The following is a 25,208-nucleotide window of genomic DNA, read 5'->3' on the forward strand; positions in this document are numbered from 1 at the left end:
TGAAAGTGATGGGTGAGTAAGATGCAACGTATCGGAATGACAATCAAGAAATGGTGGCCTGATTTTAATTCAACGGTCGGATTTTTCATTCTATCGGTATTTTTAGTAACACTTAAAACGTATTGGGCATACCAAGTTGAATTCAGTCTTGGTGCTAAAGGTTTATTGCAACAGTTTTTGCTGATTTTAAACCCTATCCCGACAGCAATCATTCTATTAGGGATTGCACTCTATTTTAGAGGCCGATTAGCTTATTGGTTGATGTTATTGATTAATTTGATTCAAACCCTATGGCTGTTTGCAAATGTTTTGTACTATCGTGAATTTACTGACTTTATTTCACTTAACATTATGAAAGCCGGGGGGTCAGTTCAAAATAACTTGTCAAAAGCGATTGGTGGGATTGTCCAGCCAATTGACTTTATCGTTTTCGTCGACATCATCGTGTTAGTGATTTTATTGAGTTTTAAAATCATAAAGGTAGATAAAACTGCTGTTCAAAAGCGTTTTGCGATGTTAGTCACTGCCTTTGGATTTGTAATGATGTTGACTGTCTTTGGGATTGCATCTGGAGATCGCTCGGGCTTGCTGACGCGAACTTTTGACAACAATTACATTGTTAAATACCTTGGCTTAAATGAGTATGCGGCATACAACGTGGTGAAGACGCGGGAACAATCGAATGAAGTTAAAAAGGCTAAACCAGCTGATTTAGATAAAATCAAAAAGTTTGTGAATGAGAATCGGACACTTGATAATGCTGTTACTTTTGGTAAAGCTAAGGGGAAAAATGTTATTATTTTCCACCTCGAATCATTTCAACAATTTATGTTGGATTATCGTTGGGATGGGCAGGAAGTGACCCCAAATTTGAACGCCTTTTATCATGATCAGAATACCACAGCGTTTGATAATTTCTATAATGAAGTTGGTCAGGGAAAAACAGCTGATGCGGAGCTGATGTTAGAAACATCGCTCTTCGGTACGTCATCTGGTTCAGTGATGTCAAATTACGGGACATCAAACACATTCCAAGCTATGCCGGCGCTTTTGGCCCAGGAGGGTGGCTATACATCAGCTGCATTCCATGGGGATGTGCCATCATTTTGGAATCGAGATAATACGTATAAGAACTGGGGTTATGATTACTTCTTTTCAAAGTCATACTATAAAGACGCTGACAATCCAGAATACAATGTCGGCTATGGTATGAAGGACAAGATTTTCTTAAAGGACTCAGCAGCTTATATGGAAAAGTTGCCACAACCTTTCTATTCAAAGGTTATCACTGTGACGAATCACTATCCTTATGACTTGGATAAACAAAACATTTCTATTAATAAAACCGATACAGATGATAAAACTGTTGACGGTTATGTTCAAACTGCACGTTATCTTGATCAAGCCTTTGGTGAATTTGAACAATACCTTAAGGATAGTGGTCTCTGGGATAAATCAATGATCGTTTTGTATGGGGATCACTATGGTATCTCTGAAAATCATAAATCAGCGATTGCTAAGTTGATTGGTAAGAAAAACGTTTCCGCCACCGATTTAGTGAATTGGCAAAAGGTACCATTTATGATTCGTGTTCCTGGCATGCAGGGTGGCATCAATCATACTTATGGTGGTGAAATTGATGTTATGCCGACATTATTGGATTTGTTGGGAATTAAAGATGATGCCATGATTCAATTTGGCTCAGATATGTTCTCTGCGCAGTACAAGCAAATTGTGCCATTTAGAAATGGTGATTGGGTAAGTAGTGAGTATATGAAGATTGGTTCGAATTACTATGTCACTTCGACGGGTACCAAAATCAATCCTAAGATGGATCCGCGTGCTGAATCAGCGGTTAAGGCTGCAAACGCGTATGTTGAAAAGTCGCTGGCTTATTCTGATAAAGTCATTCAAGGTAATTTACTGCGCTTTGCTAATGCGTCTGAAATCCCAGAGAAAAAGGACAAGTCACTTTCGTATAAAAAGAGTGTTGGGTTAGCTAAGCTCAAGAAAGTACAAGGCCTAGGGACAAGTGTGGCATCTCAAAATGATGGTAAATTGACAAACTATAATACTGATGCGCCTGAATTAGGCGGACCCAAGCAAACGATTCAAACCGGAGAAGAGAATACGAATTCGAATCAAATTGCGTCACCAGACTCAATTCTAAGCGGCCATGGATCAGAACGAAATAAGTAACTATAATTAGCACTAGTCAGGTCACTGACTGGTGCTTTTTTATTGCTATGACGATTTAAATGATTATTCACATCATTTTGATGAAATTAGTTGTTGACGAACAATTGATTTCGCGGTATATTAATTAAGCGTTATTTTTGCCACATCAACTGATGTCAACGGAATGGCGTAAGAAATAATTCATCAAAGTTGTTGACATTGTCATCACGCTTTGGTAAGATATAAAAGTTGTCTGATTGAGACAACAACGTAGAACATTGAAAACTAAATAACGTTTCGATGAAACAAATGTGCAAGTGTATCACGTAAAAATGATACAAACATTTGCGAAGTCAATTTCGCTAGTAAATTCGTTTAACATCTGTTAAACAACAAAAAAGATTGAGTTATACTCAAGCTGATCAATTTAAATTGAGAGTTTGATCCTGGCTCAGGATGAACGCTGGCGGCGTGCCTAATACATGCAAGTCGAACGCACTGTGGTTTGATGAAATGAAGAGCTTGCTCAGATTTGATTCAGACATTGCAGTGAGTGGCGAACGGGTGAGTAACACGTGGGAAACCTACCTCTTAGCAGGGGATAACATTTGGAAACAAATGCTAATACCGTATAACAATGAGAACCGCATGGTTCTCACTTAAAAGGTGGTCATGCTATCACTAAGAGATGGTCCCGCGGTGCATTAGTTAGTTGGTAAGGTAATGGCTTACCAAGACGATGATGCATAGCCGAGTTGAGAGACTGATCGGCCACAATGGGACTGAGACACGGCCCATACTCCTACGGGAGGCAGCAGTAGGGAATCTTCCACAATGGACGAAAGTCTGATGGAGCAACGCCGCGTGTGTGATGAAGGGTTTCGGCTCGTAAAACACTGTTGTAAGAGAAGAATGACATTGAGAGTAACTGTTCAGTGTGTGACGGTATCTTACCAGAAAGGAACGGCTAAATACGTGCCAGCAGCCGCGGTAATACGTATGTTCCAAGCGTTATCCGGATTTATTGGGCGTAAAGCGAGCGCAGACGGTTATTTAAGTCTGAAGTGAAAGCCCTCGGCTCAACCGAGGAATTGCTTTGGAAACTGGATGACTTGAGTGCAGTAGAGGAAAGTGGAACTCCATGTGTAGCGGTGAAATGCGTAGATATATGGAAGAACACCAGTGGCGAAGGCGGCTTTCTGGACTGTAACTGACGTTGAGGCTCGAAAGTGTGGGTAGCAAACAGGATTAGATACCCTGGTAGTCCACACCGTAAACGATGAGTGCTAGCTGTTTGGGGGTTTCCGCCCCTAAGTGGCGAAGCTAACGCATTAAGCACTCCGCCTGGGGAGTACGACCGCAAGGTTGAAACTCAAAGGAATTGACGGGGACCCGCACAAGCGGTGGAGCATGTGGTTTAATTCGAAGCAACGCGAAGAACCTTACCAGGTCTTGACATCCTTTGACCACACCAGAGATGGTGCTTTCCCTTCGGGGACAAAGTGACAGGTGGTGCATGGTTGTCGTCAGCTCGTGTCGTGAGATGTTGGGTTAAGTCCCGCAACGAGCGCAACCCTTATTGTTAGTTGCCAGCATTTAGTTGGGCACTCTAGCAAGACTGCCGGTGACAAACCGGAGGAAGGCGGGGATGACGTCAAATCATCATGCCCCTTATGACCTGGGCTACACACGTGCTACAATGGCAAGTACAACGAGTCGCCAACCCGCGAGGGTGCGCAAATCTCTTAAAGCTTGTCTCAGTTCGGACTGTAGGCTGCAACTCGCCTACACGAAGTCGGAATCGCTAGTAATCGCGGATCAGCACGCCGCGGTGAATACGTTCCCGGGTCTTGTACACACCGCCCGTCACACCATGAGAGTTTGTAACACCCAAAGTCGGTGGGGTAACCTTTTATTAGGAGCCAGCCGCCTAAGGTGGGACAGATGATTAGGGTGAAGTCGTAACAAGGTAGCCGTAGGAGAACCTGCGGCTGGATCACCTCCTTTCTAAGGAAAATCGGAAACTTGCACATCGTTGAAACGTTATTTAGTTTTGAGTGTTTTACACTCAATAGTATCATCTGGGGAATTAGCTCAGCTGGGAGAGCACCTGCTTTGCAAGCAGGGGGTCAGCGGTTCGATCCCGCTATTCTCCATTGGCAACTTCGGTTGCCAATATCATTAGTTCTTTGAAAACTGAATCATATTAGTAAATTTAAAATTTCAAATTATTGAAAATCAATAAATTGAACCGAGTAATCAAGAGTTGATTGTCGCAAGACAATTGACAGTGTATTACACCGCGTTATTTTGAGTTTTTATACAAGTTCATCACGATAGCAATATCGTGATAATCGCAAGTGACTGAAAGATGTCACATACTCAAAACTTAAATCATCAACGTCAGTTGATAGGTTAAGTTATTAAGGGCGCATGGTGGATGCCTTGGCACTAGGAGCCGATGAAGGACGGGACTAACACCGATATGCCTCGGGGAGCTGTAAGTAAGCTTTGATCCGGGGATTTCCGAATGGGGGAACCCAACTTGTTATGCAAGTTATCACTAGTTGAATCTATAGACTAGTTGAAGGTAGACGCTGTGAACTGAAACATCTCATTAGCAGCAGGAGTAGAAAGAAAAATCGATTCCGTCAGTAGCGGCGAGCGAACCCGGAAGAGCCCAAACCAAAGTGCTTGCACTTTGGGGTTGTAGGACTACCGTTGTGGAGTTACAAAATTGTATGTTAGTTGAAGTGGTTGGGAAGCCACGCGAGACAAGGTGATAGCCCTGTAAACGAAAGCATGCAATCTCCCGTGTAGGATCCTGAGTACGGCCGGACACGTGAAATCCGGTCGGAATCTGGGAGGACCATCTCCCAAGGCTAAATACTACCTAGTGACCGATAGTGAACCAGTACCGTGAGGGAAAGGTGAAAAGCACCCCGGAAGGGGAGTGAAAAAGTTCCTGAAACCATGTGCCTACAAGAAGTCAGAGCCCGTTAAGGGGTGATGGCGTGCCTTTTGTAGAATGAACCGGCGAGTTACGATTACATGCAAGGTTAAGGTGGAAAGACCGGAGCCGAAGCGAAAGCGAGTCTGAAATGGGCGTCATAGTATGTAGTTGTAGACCCGAAACCAGGTGACCTACCCATGTCCAGGGTGAAGGTGTGGTAAGACGCACTGGAGGCCCGAACCTGTGCATGTTGAAAAATGCTAGGATGAGGTGTGGGTAGCGGTGAAATTCCAATCGAACTTGGAGATAGCTGGTTCTCTCCGAAATAGCTTTAGGGCTAGCCTCGGAATGTAGCGTATTGGAGGTAGAGCACTGTTTTGGTGCGGGGCCCATCTCGGGTTACCAAATTAAGATAAACTCCGAATGCCAATTACGTATGTCCGGGAGTCAGACAGTGAGTGATAAGATCCATTGTCGAAAGGGGAACAGCCCAGATCGTCAGTTAAGGTCCCTAAGTGTGTGTTAAGTGGAAAAGGATGTGGAGTTGCATAGACAACTAGGATGTTGGCTCAGAAGCAGCCACCATTTAAAGAGTGCGTAATAGCTCACTAGTCGAGTGATTCTGCGCCGAAAATGTACCGGGGCTAAACACACCACCGAAACTACGGGTGCCAACTAAGTTGGCGCGATAGGAGAGCGTTCTATGGGCGATGAAGTCAGACCGTGAGGACTGGTGGAGCGCATAGAAGTGAGAATGCCGGTATGAGTAGCGAAAGACAGGTGAGAATCCTGTCCACCGTATGACTAAGGTTTCCTGGGGAAGGCTCGTCCTCCCAGGGTTAGTCGGGACCTAAGGCGAGGCCAAGAGGCGTAGTCGATGGATAACTGGTTGAGATTCCAGTACCAGGTGAACATGTTTGAACGATGGAGGGACGCAGAAGGCTAATGGATCCCAGCGAATGGAAATGCTGGGTTAAATCGTAAGTTTTGGGAGTAGTTAAATGCTTATCCCTATAAGAACAAGCGATGATGAGGATCGAAATTAAGTAGAGAAGTCCATGATGTCACGCTGCCGAGAAAAGCTTCTAGTTAGTGTTTACCTGCCCGTACCGCAAACCGACACAGGTAGTCGAGGAGAGCATCCTAAGGTGTGCGAGTGAACTCTCGTTAAGGAACTCGGCAAAATGACCCCGTAACTTCGGGAGAAGGGGTGCTCAGCGCAAGCTGAGCCGCAGTGAATAGGCCCAGGCGACTGTTTATCAAAAACACAGGTTTCTGCAAAATCGTAAGATGACGTATAGGGGCTGACGCCTGCCCGGTGCTGGAAGGTTAAAAGGAGTGCTTAGCTTCGGCGAAGGTGCGAATTGAAGCCCCAGTAAACGGCGGCCGTAACTATAACGGTCCTAAGGTAGCGAAATTCCTTGTCGGGTAAGTTCCGACCCGCACGAAAGGCGTAACGATCTGGGCACTGTCTCAACGAGAGACTCGGTGAAATTTAAATACCCGTGAAGATGCGGGTTACCCGCGACAGGACGGAAAGACCCCATGGAGCTTTACTGTAGCTTGATATTGAGTGCTTGTGCAGCTTGTACAGGATAGGTAGGAGCCGTAGAGATCGGAACGCTAGTTTCGATGGAGGCGTTGGTGGGATACTACCCTCGTTGTATGATCACTCTAACTCGCATCACTAATCGTGATGGAAGACAGTGTCTGGCAGGCAGTTTGACTGGGGCGGTCGCCTCCTAAAAGGTAACGGAGGCGCTCAAAGGTTCGCTCAGAATGGTTGGAAATCATTCGCAGAGTGTAAAGGCACAAGCGAGCTTGACTGCGAGACTAACAGGTCGAGCAGGTACGAAAGTAGGACTTAGTGATCCGGTGGTTCCGCATGGAAGGGCCATCGCTCAACGGACAAAAGCTACCCTGGGGATAACAGGCTTATCTCCCCCAAGAGTCCACATCGACGGGGAGGTTTGGCACCTCGATGTCGGCTCATCGCATCCTGGGGCTGTAGTCGGTCCCAAGGGTTGGGCTGTTCGCCCATTAAAGCGGTACGCGAGCTGGGTTCAGAACGTCGTGAGACAGTTCGGTCCCTATCCGTCGCGGGCGTAGGAAATTTGAGAGGAGCTGCCCTTAGTACGAGAGGACCGGGGTGGACGTACCACTGGTGTATCAGTTGTTCCGCCAGGAGCATCGCTGAGTAGCTATGTACGGATGAGATAAACGCTGAAAGCATCTAAGTGTGAAACTCGCCTCGAGATGAGATTTCCCATTCGAAAGAAGTAAGACCCCTTATAGATGATGAGGTAGATAGGCTAGAAGTGGAAGTGCCGCGAGGCATGGAGCGGACTAGTACTAATGGTTCGAGGACTTAACCAAGTTGAATAAAACGTGGTGGTTCAATTTATTTCACAAATTTACAAACAATATGATTCAGTTTTGAGAGGATTAAACTTCTCAATTTAATAAACGTGTCGTGACGATGGCACTGAGGTCACACCTGTTCCCATACCGAACACAGAAGTTAAGCTCAGTAACGCCGAAAGTAGTTGGAGGATCGCTTCCTGCGAGGATAGGAAGTCGCGATGCAATTTTGGACGTTTAGCTCAGCTGGGAGAGCACCTGCCTTACAAGCAGGGGGTCACAGGTTCGATCCCTGTAACGTCCATTTGATTAATTAACTAATCAGCTTAAATGCCGTTGTGGCGGAATAGGTAGACGCGCGGGACTCAAAATCCCGTTCTCGCAAGAGAGTGTGGGTTCGATTCCCACCGACGGCATAAATTAGGTAAAAACGCTAGAAATAGCGTTTTTTTGTTTTAATATACACTCTTTTTTAACATGGTAGAATATTATATTGATATGTGGTATCCATAATAAATCTTAGTGCAGACTGTGTATATGTCATTGATCAATAACATATGAAAAATACTAAAGGGATTTATAGCTTAATACAGTGCTATCACGCTTGAAAAAGGAGGGATAGCATTCAGCACGAATTGTGATGAGTTGTATCGGTTTGTTTAAAAACAACGTTTTTTATATTGTATAGTCATTAAATGTCACCATAAAACTTATTAACACTTACGCCCTCAGAGAGTAATCGCGGTATAATATATAGGTTATGCTAACGAGGGAGAGAATGAATGGAAAGTGTACAAAATAAACAATCAAAAAATAAAAGTGATGAACAAACGCGTATCTTAATTATTTCAACAATTGTCTTAGGTGTGATTGTTGGGTTGAGCGCGTTAGTGCTTAGTTTATTTTTAGATGGGATTGAACGGTTATTTTTAAGTTTTGAAGAAACATCGGCAGCGCCCAGTGCAACGATGATTACGGGTGGCCACCGTTTGATTTCAGTCGTTATTGGTGGTGTGATTGCTGCAGTTGTATGGTATTTCTTGCGTACAAGATATAAACCAGTAATTGGGATTAATCAAGCCTTGAAAGGCGAAAAAATGCCTTGGGTTCAAACGGTGATTGATGTCATCACGCAAATTATGTTTGTGGGTACTGGCGGATCTGTTGGACGTGAATTGGCACCTCGAGAGGCTGGGGCTATGCTGGCGCAGCGGTGGTCACATTTGGTTAATAGACTGGGATTACCAAACTTGACTCAAGAAAATCAGCGCTTATTGATTGCAGCCGCGGCTGGTGCCGGATTTGCGGGTATTTATATTGCACCAATTACTGGTATGTTATTCTGCGTTGAAATTTTATTGAAGCAAATTTCACCTAAAACCGTGACTGTAAGTTTAAGTATGTCGATTATTGCAATGTTAGTCGGCTCGTTGGTTAAAGGGTTTAAACCCTATTATTTAATTCATGACACGCACTTTACACTGATTATTTTACCGTTTGTTATAATTGCAGGGCCATTGATCGGAATTGCTGGCGCATTCTTTCGACAAACATTTAAATGGGCAGAAAAACAACAAAGTAAGGATAAAAATATTCTCTGGCAATTACCGCTGGCAGCAGTACTTACCGGAATTGTAGCAATGCGTTTTCCACAAATTATGGGTAATGGTCGAGCATTGGCTCAGCTCTCTATGAATTATAATCAACAGATGTTCATTGGCATGTTGGTGTTTGGTGCAATGGTCAAAGCGATTGTGACGGTATTGACGATTCGCTCAGGGGCGGCTGGCGGGACTTTGACACCATCCATTGCTATTGGGTCAGCTTTAGGTGTTTTAATTGGTGTTGGATTTAATCTGATGGGAATCGCATTGCCACTAAGTCAGACCGCATTATTAGGGGCCGGGATTTTACTAGCAGCATCACAGCAAGCGCCTTTAATGGCTTTGTTTATGATCTTTGAAGTGAGCCATTTGAACTATTCTGCCTTCTTGCCGCTGGGTCTAGGCGTCGCCTTAGCATATGTGAGTTCACAAATCGTGCTCAGAAAAAGAAATTAAACTAAGATTCATTGCGAGTATGGAACGACTCGGTTATATTTGTTGGTAAAAATTTTACACGAAGATCCGAATAACTATGAATATTTTTCATGTGAGGTTAAAGATGATAAGAGAAATTGCTTTGCAAGATTTGACGACAGCTAAACGAGCAATTGTGGCACATGTTGATCGCATTGAGCTAAATAGCCGCCTGGATTTAGGTGGACTAACACCTGATTTAAAGTTGGTAAAACAGGTCTATACGTTAGCTAATCAGGAACAGGTCGAACTTGTCGTGATGGTGCGTCCCCGCGCTGGCGACTTTGTCTATAATAATGCTGAATTTGAAGAGATGAAAGCGACAATTTTAGCCTTAAAAACAGTTGGTATATCAACTGTGACGTTTGGCATCTTAACAAAACAGAATCATTTAGATGAGCAACGCATGACGCAATTAATTCAGTTAGCAAAACCAATGCAGGTCGTCATGCATATGGCCTTTGACGACCTATCTGATGATGCACAATTACCAGCAATTGACTGGTTGGTTCAGCAGGGTGTCCAACGCATCTTAATGCATGGCGGCCAATTATCAGAGCCAATAACGGAAACGTTGCCAAAGCTTAAGCAAACGATTATTGACGCCAATGGACGCATTGAGATTTTACCGGGCGGTGGTATCACATATGAGAATGCTGAGCACATAGCACAGGCGCTGGCGTGCTTACAGGTTCATGGGTCGAAGATTGTCCGACTAGACTAAATTAATGCTTGAATTTTACCGTGTAAAGGTAGTATAATAATAGATGTTGTTTTTGAGCTAATTGAAAGCAAAAAAACAATTTATCTATTATCTCGGGATGTAGCTCAGCTTGGTAGAGCACCTGGTTTGGGACCAGGGGGTCGCAGGTTCGAATCCTGTCGTCCCGATCAAAGTAAACCAACTCAGAAATGGGTTGGTTTTTTTATTATGCAATAAAATGAATAATATTTATAAATTTATATTGCATAATTATGTATACATATTGAAAATGTATTAATATGTTTTTTTTTTGCAAAAAAAAACAATAATACAAAACGTAAAAATTCCCTTAAATTAAGTAAGTATAAATGACACTTATCATTAGCAAATAAACATTTTAAGCGGTATATTTGAAGATGAATTATATCTTATTAAAGGGGTGCGTTATGGGAAAAAATAACCAAAAAAAGAAAGATTATCAACCACGTTTTAAAATGTATAAAGATAAAAAAACGTGGGTCAAAGCATCAGATTCTGGGATTATATCCGATATTTCAGAAATGGTGACGGACCATTTTGATAAGCGCCACGTGCCAGAATATGTGCACAAATCCGATGCGAACTGGTTGAAGGCTGGATTAGTGCTGATTTCAATGTTTTCTGCTGGCGTAACTGGGGCGGCTATCATGCCAACTGATGCTAGTGCTGACACGACAGCCGAGACGGAACAGACGACTAGTAACGGCACTACAACTGCGACCGGAACCGGCGTATCTGGAGACAATTCAGCCACTTCGCAAGCCGATAATGCAGTCAGTGCTGCAAATGCACAAGTTTCGGCGCATCCAGACACAACTTATACGACAGGAACAGTTTCAAGTGATGCTTATCCAAGTCTTGCAACAAGCGCAGGGGATAGTACTGCTTCACAAGCCAATGATCAAGGTGCCATTACTGCGAATGCAACCGACCCGCAAACACGACCTGTCGATATTTCGGGGTCATTTTCAGGCGCAATTGATCCAGCAACTGATACAACGGCGCAAGTCGTTGTGACATCACCGGTTAGTCAAACGACAAGTTTAGCTGATGTGACGCCGTCATCTGATGGTACAACAGCCACGACCGCTGGTGGTAGCACAGCTGATTTATCCTTTGACTCACTCGCAGCTGTTCGGGCGGAATTATCTTCGGCGCAAAGTGTTGCTAGTAGTGCAGCTGCCGCTAAATCGACAGCTATTAGTCAGGCTGCATCGGCAACCAGTGCAGCTAGCTCATACGCACAAGTCATGGCTGCTCAATCAGCAGCTAGCCAAGCCGCACTCGCTGCTTTGCAAGCCGTAACAAGTCAGGCCATCGCAGATGCTAATAATGTGACATTTGACACAATACCATTGATAGGTACGAAGACCAGTGCAGCTGGATCGGGTGTATTTTCTGGTAAAACTGGTTACGGGAGTTATCAATCAGAATCAGCAGCGATTGCTAGTGCTGCCTCGGCAGCAAATGCTGGGAATTATACGGCTGCTGCCTCTTATGCGCATAAAGCTGCATCATACGCTGACGGTACGCTGATAGATGATGCTAATTTATCCGCTTTACAATCATTTGCGGCCAGCGTTGATGTCCAATCAACTGCTGCTAGTTCAGCCGCCAGTGCTTATACAGCAGCATTAGCCAGTTCATCTGCTGCAAGTAACGCCGCGTCTGTCGCCAATTCACTTGCCAATTCAGCCATAAGCGTTCAATCAAGTGCCACATCTGCCGCGTCTGCCGCAGCTGCCGCACAACAAGATATAGTGAATGCTATTTCGGCAGTTGAAGCGAATCAAGAAGCAAACAAGTTGATTACCATCGATGCAAGCGGCTCATTTAGTCATTTTAATAGTGGTGATTTGAACTCGATGGCGACGATGTTTAATAGTATGGCAGCCGTTTCTGGTGTTAGCACGAGTTATGCGACGATGATGCATGCCGCTGCTAGCTATGCGACTGAATTAGCGACCAACAATGCTGAATTTCAAGCTGTGGCCAGTTTATATAAGTCTGGGAAACCTTCAGCGTTTATCCCGGCTTTGAATTTGAACTTGGATGACATCCAAGCTCAAGTTAATTACATCATTGCCTTGATGCAAGATACAAAAACCTTTTCAGAATCAACCTTCTTAGCACCAATTGTTCAAAATCAAGATGGGACTTATGTGATTAACTTAAAGCTTGATCCAGGGTTAATCGCTAGTGCTAATTTGACAGCGCCTTTACAAAAACTGATTACGTCATTGAATGAGATGCAAAATGAGATCAATGTTTATTCAACAACGGTGATTCCCCAGTTCGTTGTTTCATTTATGGAAGTTGCATACAATGCATATAATGGCACAAACGATCCTTTAACAGCTACTGCCATTGATTTAATTGCACGTTATACACAGCAAACAGTGGATGCCCAAATTCAAAGTATTGCGGTATCAATCGCAACAAGTTATACGAATGTAGCCAATGCCATTACTGGTACGACAGAATCCGATTTAGCAATCAAGAACTTTTTGTTAACCTTGGGACAAGGACAACAAACACTGGCAGATCAAGCCGCTACCCGTTATTCAGCTGAATATGTTGGGACCACTGATGCCTCTAAGTTCCAAACGATGGTTAAAAACCAAGGCAATTTGGGTATCATCGGTGGGATTCTTTTGAACTTGATTACTACCCAAATTAATACCTCAGCAAATTCAATTGGTAGTTCTATCCAATCAATGATGACGACAATCAGTAAGGACAACATTACTTTTGCCCAACAGCTACAAACAGTCTTTTCGCAATTGCGTGCACAATCTAACCTGTCAACAACGATTACAGCGACAGCTAGCTTTGAAGCAACTGATCCTAATTTATCGACGACGGCATCAGGTAGCTTTACTGAAGAAAACTATTCAATGGCTGTGACTGGTATTTCGGCTATGAGTGGGATAGTAACAACTAAGGTCGCTTATCAAAATGTGACGACAACTGATTTAACAATTTTAGTCAATCGTGTTAGCGGCAGTGCGACTCAATCGGCATTAGCTGGTAGTACCTTAACAGCAGCGCAGACTGTTTTAGCTGATGTCAATGCCTCTCAGTTAGATGTCAATACGGCATATGCTAATTTGGTTAAAGCAGTTGACGTGGCGATTAACCTGAAGACCGAAACAATTGTTCCTGCGAGTGATTTTAATTTCCAACCCGTTGGAATATTAGGCACAGTAATCGATAGTTCGGGTGATTTGTACTATATTATTTCATCAGCAGAGAACAACAATATTGCAAAAAATGGTGACTCGACCGCGATGGCTGGCCTGACTGGTGATGGTGGGTTAACGACCGCTGACCCAGCGACTGCAACCCAATTGTTCCATCAGGTGGGGTGGTTAAGCGATGGATATAGTGCTTCTGGTCAATATTATTTGGATTCTCTGGGTACAGCCATTCCTGACACATGGTCAATTGACGGTGCCACATTACAAAGTGATGGGTCATATACGCATACGCTCTATATTGTCTCTTCAGCTGATTCGCAATCAGCCTCTATTGTGACTGATATGACAGATCCCTTGGGTGCACAAAATTATGGCACAATGACGGGAAAGTCTGGTACATCAATGTCGACGACAACAACTGATGCGCAATTAGCACGAACGGGCTATACGTATACTGTCAAGGTTGGTGATAAGACTTAGTCGTCACTAAGTGCAGCGATTGCGGCAACCCCGTTTGATGAAACATCAAATGGGGCTAACAATACAACTGATGCGACACCACAAGTGTTTACAATCAGTTATGTGGCGGATGCACAAACGGTTACGGTTAATTATGTTGATGATGATAATGGTGGCGCCACTATTACGGCAAAAAACACAACCGTAGCATCAACGACTGATAAAACATTGACAATTACCCCAGACGTATCTGGCGGTTATTTGTTAGTTGATAGTGGACAAAGTACGATTTCGTATCAGACAACAGCAGATGCTAATCAAAGTATTACGATTCACCTCAAACATGCACACACACAAAGTACGGTTCAAGCCACACTGCAGGTTAATTTCACAGGTGCAAAAACAAATCCTGAGGCACAAAGTCAAGTCGTTAGTTATGCGGCTGATTTAGATCAAGTGACTGGTGTGACAACATATACGCGTGTTGGAAATGATGTCAGCGTGACAGTGCCAACAATTGCTGGGTATCGTGCAGATCAAACAGGGACAATTAATGGGGGTTATGCAACCACGCTTAGTTCAGCGCCTTCAGATCAGACGGTGATTGTGACATATACGGCAGAGCCTCAAACGCTAACAATTAATTACGTTGATGCGATTACAGGTGATGTGATTGCGACTGATACTTTTAACGGTGTAACCGATCAAGCTGTGAGTTATAATCCTGCAACGTCCGGTAGAGTACCAACCGGTTACACAATTGATGCGTCGAGTGTGATACCAACCGCTTTGACAGCATCAGCCAATCAAACAGCAACTGTGACTTTGAATCACGTGATGACTAATGGCACGTATGAAGTCACACAAACGGTCACGTATTCTGGCTTGCCAAGCGCTAAAACGCCGGCCAATCAAACGCAAGTTATTCATTTCGATACAGTGACCGATGAAGCATTACAGACAACGACTTATACGCCTGTTAGTGGTGGGGATGCATTGGTATCACCAATTATTGCGGGTTATACAGCAAGTGTTGCTAGTGTACCAGTAACAGCTTATCAAACGAGTACGACGCAACCGGTTGGAATCACAACCAATGTGACATATACTGCTAACGAGCAACAAATTACAGTTAAGTATGTTGATGATGATAATGCTGGCGCACAAGTCGGTGCGATACAGACACTGCAAGTTCCAAGTGATCAAAGTATTAATTTTACCGCTGATATTCCAACACATTATGTCCTAGTGACAACTGAAGGGGCGACTGTTGCTGATGACAATGATAGTCAAACGCAATCAATTACAGTGCACCTTGCGCATGCGCATGCCATTGGTACAGCAACAGCAATCCAGACAGTCACCTATACAGGTGCGGGTAGTTTGACACCAACCGATACGATCACAGAAGTTACATTCGCTTCTGATACTGATCTGGTGGCACAAACGACCGTCTATACTCGAACAAGTACTAACCCAACGATAACCGTTCCAACGATTGCGGGCTACTCGATTTCACAAGCAGGTACTTCTGGTTATGCAGATACAATGACTAGTGCGCCAACCAATCAAATGCTTGCTGTGACATATAGTGCCGATGCACAACAAATCATTGTGTCATATCTTGATAAAGATAATGGTAATCAAGTTGTGGCGACAACAACCATTTCTGGTGTCACTAATGGTACTGCCAGTTTTGACCCTGCTACGAAATTACCAAATGGTTTAACGATTGCAAGTGCTGATGTACCTACGACATTCACAGCTGATAGCCAACAAACTGGGACAGTCTATGTGACACATAATCACACTGCAGGGACAGTAACAGTCGCACAGACAGTTACTTATGCAGGTGCTGGTAGTGCTACTCCGGCGTCAGTAACGGCACCGATTACGTATACAACTGATAAAGATGATTACACAGGTGTCATCACTTATACACGGGTTGGGGATGATGTCTCAATTGTGACACCAGAGGTTGCTGGATATACAGCTAGTCAAAGTGTTATTAATGGGAATTATGGTCAAACAGCAACAAGTATGCCGGCTGCACAATCAACGACAGTCACGTATACGGCTGATGTTCAAAGTATTACAGTACGGTATGTTGATGCAAGTACTGGTGCAACAATTGCAACAGATGTGATTAAAGGGGTAACAGATGGCGCAGTAACTTATGATCCAAGTACATCTGGACTCGTTCAAACTGGTTATTCAATTGATGCAGCAAATAGTTCAATTCCAGCTACGTTTACAGCACTAGCCGACCAAACGGCCACAGTGACGTTGATGAATTGGTCTGGTGAGGCAACTAGTGAAGCTTCAAGTGCCGCCAGCGAGGCAAGTCAAGCCAGTTCAGCTGCTTCAAGTGCGGCCTCAGCTGGTGATAGTTCAGCTGCTTCAAGTTACAATTCAGTAGCAAGCAGTGCCGCTGATGACGCCTCAAGTGCGGCCTCAGTCGCTAGCTCAGCTGCCAGTGTAGCAAGTAGTGCCACATCAACAGCAAGTTCAGCTGCTAGTGATGCTTCGAGCGCTGCAAGTACTGCTTCAAGCGCTGCATCACAAGCAACATCAGCTGCAAGTAGTGCTGCAAGTATCGCAGTTAGTGGTAGTGATAAGGCAAGTTCATACGCAGATAATGCCAGTGAATCAGCCAGTGAAGCACAGTCATCAGCACAAGATGCTTCAAGTGCTGCAAGTGAAATCGCAAGCCAAGCCAGCGAAGTGGCCCAATTAGCTAGTGAAAATGAGAGTAATGCGGTTGTTTCATCAGCCGCTGCTGAAATCGCTGAAGCTTCAAGTGCTGCTTCAACAGCTGTCTCAATCGCAAGTAGTGCTAGTGTGGTTGCCTCAAGTGCTGCCAGTGATGCCAGCTCCGCTGCAACTGCTGCAAGTACAGCCAATGAACAAGCCAGTTCAGCTGTAAGTATCGCCAATGAGAATGCCTCAAAGGCTGCTAGTGCCGCCACCGTAGGTGACAGTTCAGCTGCTAGCGAGTACAACAGTGTGGCAAGTTCAGCTGCCTCAGTTGCACAATCATATGCTGATACAGCAGTTAATGAAGAAAGTGTGGCAAGTTCAGCCGCTTCAGTCGCAAGTAGCGCCGCTAGTGTTGCCTCAAGTGCAGCACAAGATGGTCAAACCGCTGCAAGCGCTGCAAGTAGTGCCGCTGCAATCGCAAGTTCAGCTGCTAATGTTCAAAGTGCAGCCAGCTCAAGTGCTTCAAGTGCCGCCAGCGAGGCAAGTCAAGCCAGTTCAGCTGCTTCAAGTGCGGCGAGTGCGACAACTTCTGACGCGAGTGAAGCTGGTTCGAACGCGAGTGCCGCTACAAGAACAGCATCAAAGCGATTGATTCAGTCTAAGGCTGATGGACAATCAGACAAGATATTACCAAATACTGGTAGTCGTTTAGATGCGGACACTGTTCAAAAGGATAGTGAGCTTCTCATGGCTTTGTCAGCATTGGTAGCAGGTCTGATGCTAGTAATTGCTAAACGTCGTAAGGAAGATAAATAAACAATTAAAATGATTAATTTCATAGAAATTAAATAAAAAAGACTGGCATGTTTTATTGTTGACATGTCAGTCTTTTTTGCATTTTCAGAAGAAGGTTCTATAATTATTTATAGAAGAAATATAATAATATTATTTATGTTATATAAAAGTATTGTACTATTCTCTTACAATATGTTAGTATATAGGTAAGGAAAGATATACAGGTAGTAGAATTTTTCCATAGTATTGGTATAAGTATATTATTATAGATATGTTATCAAAGGGGAGTATTTATTATGAAGACAAAAGCTTTCGCAGCTATTTCACTTGCAACTTTGTTGAGCCCAGCCATTTTGGCTTTTGGACAAGCATCTGCTGATGCAATAAAACCAGTAGATTCAACAGCTGACTTTTCAGTTATTGCTAAAGACCCAACAGATCCAACAGATCCAAGTGGAAGTCTTGTATTGAAGTCTGTTCCAAGCTTTAGCTTTGGTGAAGTTAAGTCAAGTGAAATTTTCTCTGGTTTTGCAAATAAGGCAGCAACTAATGATTCAACACTTGAAATTGACGACAACCGTTTGGGAACGTCAGACTGGTCATTAACAGCAACAATGGGAGCCTTCTCAGATGGTTCATCAACAACTTTGTCATCTGACTCAGCTTTGAAGTTTACAACAACTGGTACTTTGGGTGAGACAGTGGATGCTAACATCAAGGGTGATGGATCATCTGCTTCAATCGCCACTGGTAATGCTAAGCACGGTAATGACGTCTTTGCTATTAAGGGAACTGATACAAAACTAGATATGGGAGCTAACGCTTCAGCAGTTTTGACAAAGGGTCAACAGTTTACGTCAACAATCAACTGGAACTTGTCATCAACACAACCAGTTGCATCCGCAGCTAACTAAACTTAATGAAACGTCATGATAAGGGGCAGGCAATCTTGGTTGCCCGGCACCTTATTTTTTTTGGAGGTTATTAACTTGTTAAAAAAATTAAAATTAATGACCTGGCTTAGTGTTGCGGGATTACTATTGGGATTAGTGAGTACTGTTCCACATGTGCACGCCGAGGGAGCTGATTTTACGGTTTCACCTGTGTATGGTTCAGGGCAAACACAAAATGATTTGGGGTACTTTTCATTAAAAACTGATGCGGGAAAAACGTATCAATTGACGGTTACGGTTCAGAATCTGGATACGAAAAATGCGAACCAATTTAAAGCACAATTAGTAACCGCATCAACCAGTAATACTGGGGCAATCGATTATACACCAAGTAAACAGAAAATGGTTAAAGGCGCTAAAACTTTATTGCCTAGTTTGACCAGTAAAGCAGACCGTTCTCAAAAGTTTTCAATTGAACCTGGTCAATCAAAGAACGTGACTTTCAATGTCAAAATTCCTAAAAAAGGTTATCGTGGTACAATTCTTGGAAGTGTTTATGTCAAGAAGGTGACCAAAACCGAAACAACGAACCAATCATTTGGTATTAAAAATACATTTGCAATGACGGTTCCGGCTGTTTTAACACAAGATCCGGATGAAACTATCAGTCCTAAAGTGGCGTTAACCAAGGCCGGTTTGGACACAAGTGGCGGACAGCCACAAATCAGTGGGCGTATTGAAAATAGTGAGCCTGTTATGTTTGGTAAAATCAAGATGGACGCTTGGGTTACCAAGCGGGGTCAGACTAAGCGCTTGTATGAAAAGCAGGCTAAAGATTTAGCAATGGCACCACAATCAACATTTAACTACGCAATTGATACGAAAAATGTCGTACCAGCAAAGGGCACATATACATTGCACGTCAAAATGGTATCAGGCAAGAAAACATTTAACTTAGCACGTAATTTCACGATTGATGGTACAACTCGTCAAAAGATTAGTAAGCGACTTGCCAATTCAGAATCGATACCATATATATGGCTTTGGGGATTACTTGCGGTTATCTTAATTGTATTAATTGCGCTCGGGGCGTACCTATTAGGTCGTCGAAGGAGTGTAGAGAAAGATGACGAATAAAACATTAATTAAAAGCATAATGTTGGTTTTCGGAACATTTTTGGCTAGTGCTTTGTTTTTCAGTATGCAGTCAGTCGGTTGGGCTGATATTAATGAACAGAATACGAGTTCAGTTACTTTTGACATTGATTTAGACAAAACGCATCCTGATTTGCCAAATACTGGTAATGTTGGACAACCAGCGATTCCCAAAAATGGACAAGAAATTCAATACGTAGCTACTGCGAAAAATGGTGATTTGCCAATGACAGCGGCAACACAAGTATCTTTGTTGAGTTGGCTGATTGTGATGTTACTATTCATGTTAATACATTTTGGCCGATCAAAAACTGATTCACGTCAAAGGAGGGAGCGATAATGGTACGAAAAAATATGACGCGACTAGTATTAACGCTTCTTTTGGCAGGATCATTAGTCAATTTGACACAGCCAATGGCAATTAGTGCCGATAGTAGTGCACCTGCATCATCAACGAGTGCTGCAAGTCCGACAACTGATACAAGTTCGAGTCAGTCAGTGTCTGAAGTCAATCGTTCTGAATCACAAACTCAGCCTAGTTCAACCGATAATGCGATGGAACCTACACAAGCTGATCAAGGTAATGCGATTGCCAAGCAAGTGCAAAGTCGGATGGTAAGGGATGAGATTCAACCACCTTCTAATGCAAATAAGCCGTCTAATGGAGGCATCTGGATTGTATTTACACTTCGCGAAGGATTCACCATTCAACCACAGGCTGAACAATATGTTGTTTCAGGTACAACTGTGAATTTCAATTTGCAAATCGCAGCAGGTTTTCTTTCGTCAAAAGGGGTGACGCAGCAGGAATGGAAGTTGGACGCAAGTAATCAATGGTCCGGTCCGACATCATCTGGGACGAAAGATGCAACCGGAATTGGTCAATTAAAAAGCGTAACATTTAGTGACAATTTGACGGAGGGAACATATTATTTTCAATTTTCGTATAGTAACTGGGGATATTTGGGTCTACTTACTATACTAAAATGGCTAAGGTAGTTGTTTTACCGAAACCTGTTCCCTCGACTAATCTAGCAATCTCAGTAACACCAGTTGTTTTCTCAACTGTTGCGTATGACTCAAAAGCCAATATCACGCCAAATAATTCGACTGATTTGGTTCAATGGCAAACAGGTAGTTATAAAACAACGTACTTGCCAGCGAATGGTCGTCAAACTAAATTTGTTTTTGATAAGACGTATGTTGATCCAGCAACTTTCGTCAATAAAGATACAGCAGTCGCCGGTTATCCGGCAAAAGTAGCGGCAATCGCTGGTGATACATCGACGCCGAGCCGTAACTCGGCTAGCGCACCGGTGGCTGTTGGTGGCTTAGCAGCTAGTCGAGTTGCCCAGGATGCAGGTCTTAAATGGCAAGTTTCTGGATTGAGCGATTTGCAGACAGCATCGGAGAGTACAAATCCATGGAAATATCAGTGGCAATTCTTTGATGGTGATGGTAAAAAATTAACCACACCAACTACTGCGCAAGGTGTCACCCATACTTCTGGTACCATTGCAACTATTGATGCATTAAATAGTGACCAAAATATTTTGACCTTTGCGCGTGATAGTTCCTTTATGAAGGATGCAGCTGCAGCCACGACCAAAGGTAAACCATATCGTGCACAAGTGACCTTTACAACAACGGCCTCTGATGATTCAAAGAAACGAGCAGACAACACTATTACTGTGAGTTCAAACGTGGCTGAATTACAGGTGACAAAGCCAGCGGGTAAGTTGTCGTTAGACCAAGTTCCCAATTTTAATTTCGGTGATATCAACGTGAGTCAGGTTTATAACGGAACAAAAAATGCTGCAAAAAAGCCCGAAGTGACGTCTAATTTAGCAATCAGTGATACCCGAGTTGGAGCAAATGATTGGCAACTAACAGTTAATATGACACCATATAAGACAGTAACTGGGACGAATCTAGTAGCTGGAAATGTGTTGCGGTTAATCAGTGATTTAGATACCAGTAACACTGACTTGATTGATAATAACACACCAGTGACAGTTGCTACTTCAGCAAAGACCAAGCCTGCTGTTTGGCCGATTAAAGCGCAGCTGTTGTTGAATGCTAATCCAAATATTGATATTTTTAATCATCAACGTTTCATTAGCACGGTGACTTGGAATTTGTCATCAAATCAAGTCGCAGTACCAACAGCACAATAATTTTATATCTAAGGACACATAGATTGCTAAGTTAGCTAAAATTATGGTTTGGCGCTTACAATCTATATGTCTTTTTATTTTGGATTGCCAGTTATTATTAGGTGTATCAAAGTAATTATAGGCTGTTATTACATGGTATTGAGGAACCCAATCCACTGTTGTCCAATGACAACTTCACTAAGGTTTATGCTAAAATAAATAAGATAAGGATGGCATACGATGACTAAAGAATTGGAACAAATTAGCAGTGATACCTTCGTGGATATGATCAATCAATTAGCAAATGTAAGTCCTTTGGTGGGAGAAAAGACGATTCACCAAGACCCAGGCTTTGCTGTACGGGAACCCAATGGGAAAACGTATGAGCTGCCATATTGGGATGTCATTCGCCGAGCAGATGAGACATATTGGTCACCCTTAGATGGCGATCGGAAAACGATTTATGATGTGTCTCACTTTGAGGTACAGTCGAAAAAAACTGGAGATTGGTTACCATTACCTAAATGGTTTGCCCAAGATGGTATCTAAAAAATAATAACGACCGTTTTGAAAGTATGTGTGCTTTCAAAACAGTCGTTATTTTATTGATGCCTTAGTGAGCTGATATTTTGATTTTGTAGATTATTAACCAAATTGAAATACCGATAATGATTAACCAGCCAGCCAAGGCAAGCAGAATTCCGAGCTTAAGTCCAGGCGTTTGATAGCGTAATTGGATTTGGTTTTGGCCGGCATGTAAACGAATGGCCAGCATACCAGTACCTGATTTGACAAGCTGGTTAGTTGTGCTTTGCCAGCCAGAACTATAGGGAATCGTTGTAGCCAAATAACCAGTTGGATTCTGGTCTGTTACAGTAGTGACCTGATCACGCTTAATATTGATTTTTTTTGGTGCTTGAGTTTGAATTTGTTGTGCCACTTGATTGAAACGTAGGTCAACTGGTATGGCGACGACTTTAATCTTGAAGCGGTAGGTACCAGGTTGGCTAAACATCAAGGGAACAAAGTGATTCTGATTTACTTTTTTAGCGGTGCCTAAATTGACCGTTACAGCAGAACGTTGTTGATAAAACGAGAGGTTATTCTTGCCGGGTTGATATAGGCTATTATCATGTCCTGAATAACTGGTTTCGATTTGATAACCGTTCACCTTTTTTTCTGGGCTTGTGATGTTATTTTTAAACCAATTGTATGAAAAACTAGTTGGATTATAGCGCAAATCAGCAGTGTGCTGGGGATTTTGTTGTTGTTGCTTGAAATTAAATTGGTAGGTTGATAAATCATTTAAATAGCGCTGTCTCAAAGTGAAGGGTTGATATGTCAAGTGGCTCAGCTCTAAATGAAGTTCAGTGCCTCTTAATTTTGAATTTGCCTGAATGGTAATGCCATCGGGCAAAACACTCGCATGCGTTTGATATTGAAAGTTAACTTCTTTCTGCCATTGCTTAGTACCATTGACGGAAATATTGGTTGTTATGACCTGGCGACTAAAATCAGAGGTTGCATGAGACTTGGTCTGGTTCAAAATGATACTATCCGCAAGCGTGGCCTCTCTTTGAGTCGCGTTTAATTGTTGAAAATTCTTGGTTGAAACAATCGTTATGGGCGCATAAATCAAAGGATAAACATTTCTTGATGTGGCGACTGTTTGCTGATTAATTGTGTGGTTAATTTGTGATTGATAGCTTGCTGGGTGCATTGATTGATCATCATTTTCATAGCGGTTTGTAACACCCAAAATATTACTCAAGACATTTCGGTCATCAAGGGTACCAGTGACATCGTTGGGTGTTGTAGTTTGATTTTGAACAGTCTGCATTAGATATGATGTATTGGCATTTTGTAGTGACCAATAACTATTAATACTATTGACTGGGCCAATAATGGGGAGGTTACTAGCAGGCGAAACGCCGGTTAAATTACTGAGTTGGTTATCAATTTGTACGCGTTCAAATTGATTAGGTGTCACAGAATAGTCAGCTTGCATACGCGTTAATTTTTGGACCGTGCGCATTGGCATTAAGACTGACTTTTTTGGATTACTATCATCACTATGATTACGAGTCATGAGCATGACTAAGCTTAATAATGTAAGGGTGACAATTAACAGGGGTTGGTGTTTTATGTCGGTCTGAATAATCAACAAAAGCAGACATAGTCCCGCCCAAAAAATGGCAATCAAAAGACCAAATGAGCTGTTCACATCAAAATGATTTGCGATGAAGAGCGAAATTGTGGCGACCAGGCCAACAATGGCTGTCAGCATGATGTCGCGATTGGTTAATGTTTTGAGTTGGACGAGTAAGTTAATCGTCATGAGCGCCATTGGTAAACTTAGGACGAACATCCAACGATTTGAAGGCGACGAGCCCCCATTGAAAATTGCAGCGAAGATTGGCAACATTAAACCGATAGTAGCTGTTATCCAGATATAGTTGTAAGTACGAAAAGTTTCAAATCGGCGCCAGCCAAAGACAATCGCGGTGATACTGAGAAAACTAATGCCGCCAGTGACCCAAAAATTAGGCGTAGTTGGTGTACCAATCAATGAACCAGGTAGGTTCAAATAATAACTTGTAGGATACAAAATCAAGCCATTAGCAAGTTTTGTATTGGCACGTGCAGCTGAGAAAGTAGCCAGGATTGAGGGAATTAACAACGGTGCAGCAATAAGGCAACTAAGGATAGTTGTTCCGATTATTCGGACAAGATATTGTGTCCATTGTCGATGCAGTAAATGATAACCAAACCAAAAAATAAAACTACTTAAGCCTAAAATGAAGGCAAAATAGAAATTATTCCAAAGTGTCCAAGTGACCATTACCAGCAAGAATAGCCAGTGCCCACTTTGTAAGACGCGCAGGAGACTCCAAATTAAGAGCGGGAAAATGATGAGGGGGTTAATAAAAAACGGATGTTCGAAGGCACTAAAAGCAGTGTAACCAGTAAATACGTAAGTGATGGCCGCTAGACTCAAAATCCAATTTGGCATATGTTGTTTGTTAGGCAATAAATGAGGGGCCGCGATGAGAAAACTCAGCCCAGCTAGATATAGTCGGACGATGAGCATGATGTCATAGTAGTGTGCGGCTTGACTGGCTTTGAAAAAAACAATTGGATAGGTGAAAATATCCCCCATGACATAATAGGAAAAGGTTTGAAAATAATCCTGTCCTAAGCCAATTTGCCATTGCCACATGGCTGGCCACTGATGGTGAAACAAAAGTTGCTTTAAATCCTGTTGCCAATGGAGTAGGGCGGGATAATGCTGAGTAATCCCATCACCATTCCAAATTAAAGAGGTTTGAGTCAATAATAATGGACCAAAAATCAGACTCACGATGATTAAAAAAAACAATGTATAGTGGGCGATTGGGCGCCGCCAAAATTTAAGAAATGTCATGATGACCTCGTTTGTTGATGTGTCGATGCATGCCTTTATTATAGCATGTGAAATTTGCTGACAAAGTAGGCCTTTAAATGTTGATAGTCCTTTATAATTTAAAGAAACATATCA

12 protein-coding genes, 4 tRNA genes and 3 rRNA genes are annotated in these 25,208 nt (G+C 42.9%); 18 read left to right on the forward strand and 1 reads right to left on the reverse strand.

Going from position 1 to position 25,208, the window contains the following annotated elements; genetic code table 11:
• Positions 1–21 precede the first annotated feature (21 nt).
• The 18 genes from H9L19_RS05460 to H9L19_RS05545 all read left to right on the forward strand — a co-directional run bounded on the left by H9L19_RS05460 (position 22) and on the right by H9L19_RS05545 (position 22,219).
• Positions 22–2,199 (forward strand): LTA synthase family protein, encoded by a 2,178-nt coding sequence (locus tag H9L19_RS05460; protein WP_187528688.1) that lies wholly within the window; start codon positions 22–24, stop codon positions 2,197–2,199.
• 407 nt (positions 2,200–2,606) lie between these two features.
• A 16S ribosomal RNA gene (locus H9L19_RS05465) occupies positions 2,607–4,185 on the forward strand.
• A 76-nt stretch (positions 4,186–4,261) separates the two neighbouring features.
• Positions 4,262–4,334, forward strand: a tRNA-Ala gene (locus H9L19_RS05470).
• Positions 4,335–4,591: 257 nt separating this feature from the next.
• Positions 4,592–7,507 (forward strand): 23S ribosomal RNA (locus H9L19_RS05475).
• 93 nt (positions 7,508–7,600) lie between these two features.
• Positions 7,601–7,717: ribosomal RNA gene (gene rrf, locus H9L19_RS05480) — 5S ribosomal RNA — on the forward strand.
• The 16S, 23S and 5S rRNA genes sit together here with 3 tRNA genes alongside, the layout of an rRNA operon.
• Positions 7,718–7,723: 6 nt before the next feature.
• Positions 7,724–7,796: transfer RNA gene (locus H9L19_RS05485), tRNA-Val, on the forward strand.
• Positions 7,797–7,824: 28 nt separating this feature from the next.
• A tRNA-Leu gene (locus H9L19_RS05490) sits at positions 7,825–7,908 on the forward strand.
• A gap of 366 nt (positions 7,909–8,274) precedes the next feature.
• Positions 8,275–9,552, forward strand: a complete 1,278-nt coding sequence (locus H9L19_RS05495; protein ID WP_187528689.1) for a chloride channel protein — start codon at positions 8,275–8,277, stop codon at positions 9,550–9,552.
• Positions 9,553–9,655: 103 nt separating this feature from the next.
• The gene (locus H9L19_RS05500) at positions 9,656–10,294 is read left to right on the forward strand and encodes a copper homeostasis protein CutC (protein ID WP_187528690.1); all 639 of its coding nucleotides are present in this window, start codon (positions 9,656–9,658) and stop codon (positions 10,292–10,294) included.
• A 93-nt stretch (positions 10,295–10,387) separates the two neighbouring features.
• Positions 10,388–10,461: transfer RNA gene (locus H9L19_RS05505), tRNA-Pro, on the forward strand.
• A gap of 258 nt (positions 10,462–10,719) precedes the next feature.
• Entirely contained in the window at positions 10,720–13,992 is a 3,273-nt protein-coding gene (locus tag H9L19_RS05510) for a KxYKxGKxW signal peptide domain-containing protein (protein WP_187528691.1), read from the forward strand.
• A gap of 84 nt (positions 13,993–14,076) precedes the next feature.
• Entirely contained in the window at positions 14,077–17,487 is a 3,411-nt protein-coding gene (locus tag H9L19_RS05515; protein ID WP_187528692.1) for a beta strand repeat-containing protein, read from the forward strand.
• Positions 17,488–17,762: 275 nt separating this feature from the next.
• Positions 17,763–18,380: a WxL domain-containing protein gene (locus tag H9L19_RS05520; protein ID WP_187528693.1), complete on the forward strand. Its 618-nt coding sequence runs from the start codon at positions 17,763–17,765 to the stop codon at positions 18,378–18,380.
• A gap of 75 nt (positions 18,381–18,455) precedes the next feature.
• Complete coding sequence (locus H9L19_RS05525; RefSeq protein ID WP_187528694.1) at positions 18,456–19,496, forward strand: WxLIP family cell surface protein; 1,041 nt, start codon at positions 18,456–18,458, stop codon at positions 19,494–19,496.
• A complete protein-coding gene (locus tag H9L19_RS05530) occupies positions 19,486–19,854 on the forward strand; it encodes a hypothetical protein (protein ID WP_187528695.1) in 369 nt (122 codons plus the stop codon). Before H9L19_RS05525 ends, H9L19_RS05530 begins: the two co-directional genes overlap by 11 nt.
• Positions 19,854–20,513: a hypothetical protein gene (locus H9L19_RS05535; protein WP_187528696.1), complete on the forward strand. Its 660-nt coding sequence runs from the start codon at positions 19,854–19,856 to the stop codon at positions 20,511–20,513. The genes H9L19_RS05530 and H9L19_RS05535 overlap by 1 nt, the downstream gene beginning before the upstream one ends.
• Positions 20,501–21,691, forward strand: coding sequence for a WxL domain-containing protein (locus tag H9L19_RS05540; RefSeq protein ID WP_187528697.1), 1,191 nt, complete (start codon positions 20,501–20,503; stop codon positions 21,689–21,691). The genes H9L19_RS05535 and H9L19_RS05540 overlap by 13 nt, the downstream gene beginning before the upstream one ends.
• 219 nt (positions 21,692–21,910) lie before the next feature.
• A complete protein-coding gene (locus H9L19_RS05545) occupies positions 21,911–22,219 on the forward strand; it encodes a hypothetical protein (protein ID WP_187528698.1) in 309 nt (102 codons plus the stop codon).
• Between the two features lie 64 nt (positions 22,220–22,283).
• Here H9L19_RS05545 and H9L19_RS05550 read toward each other — a convergent pair whose 3' ends face one another.
• Entirely contained in the window at positions 22,284–25,094 is a 2,811-nt protein-coding gene (locus H9L19_RS05550) for a YfhO family protein (RefSeq protein ID WP_187528699.1), read from the reverse strand.
• Between the last annotated feature and the right edge of the window lie 114 nt (positions 25,095–25,208).

Source organism: Weissella diestrammenae (assembly GCF_014397255.1).
GTDB lineage: Bacteria > Bacillota > Bacilli > Lactobacillales > Lactobacillaceae > Weissella > Weissella diestrammenae.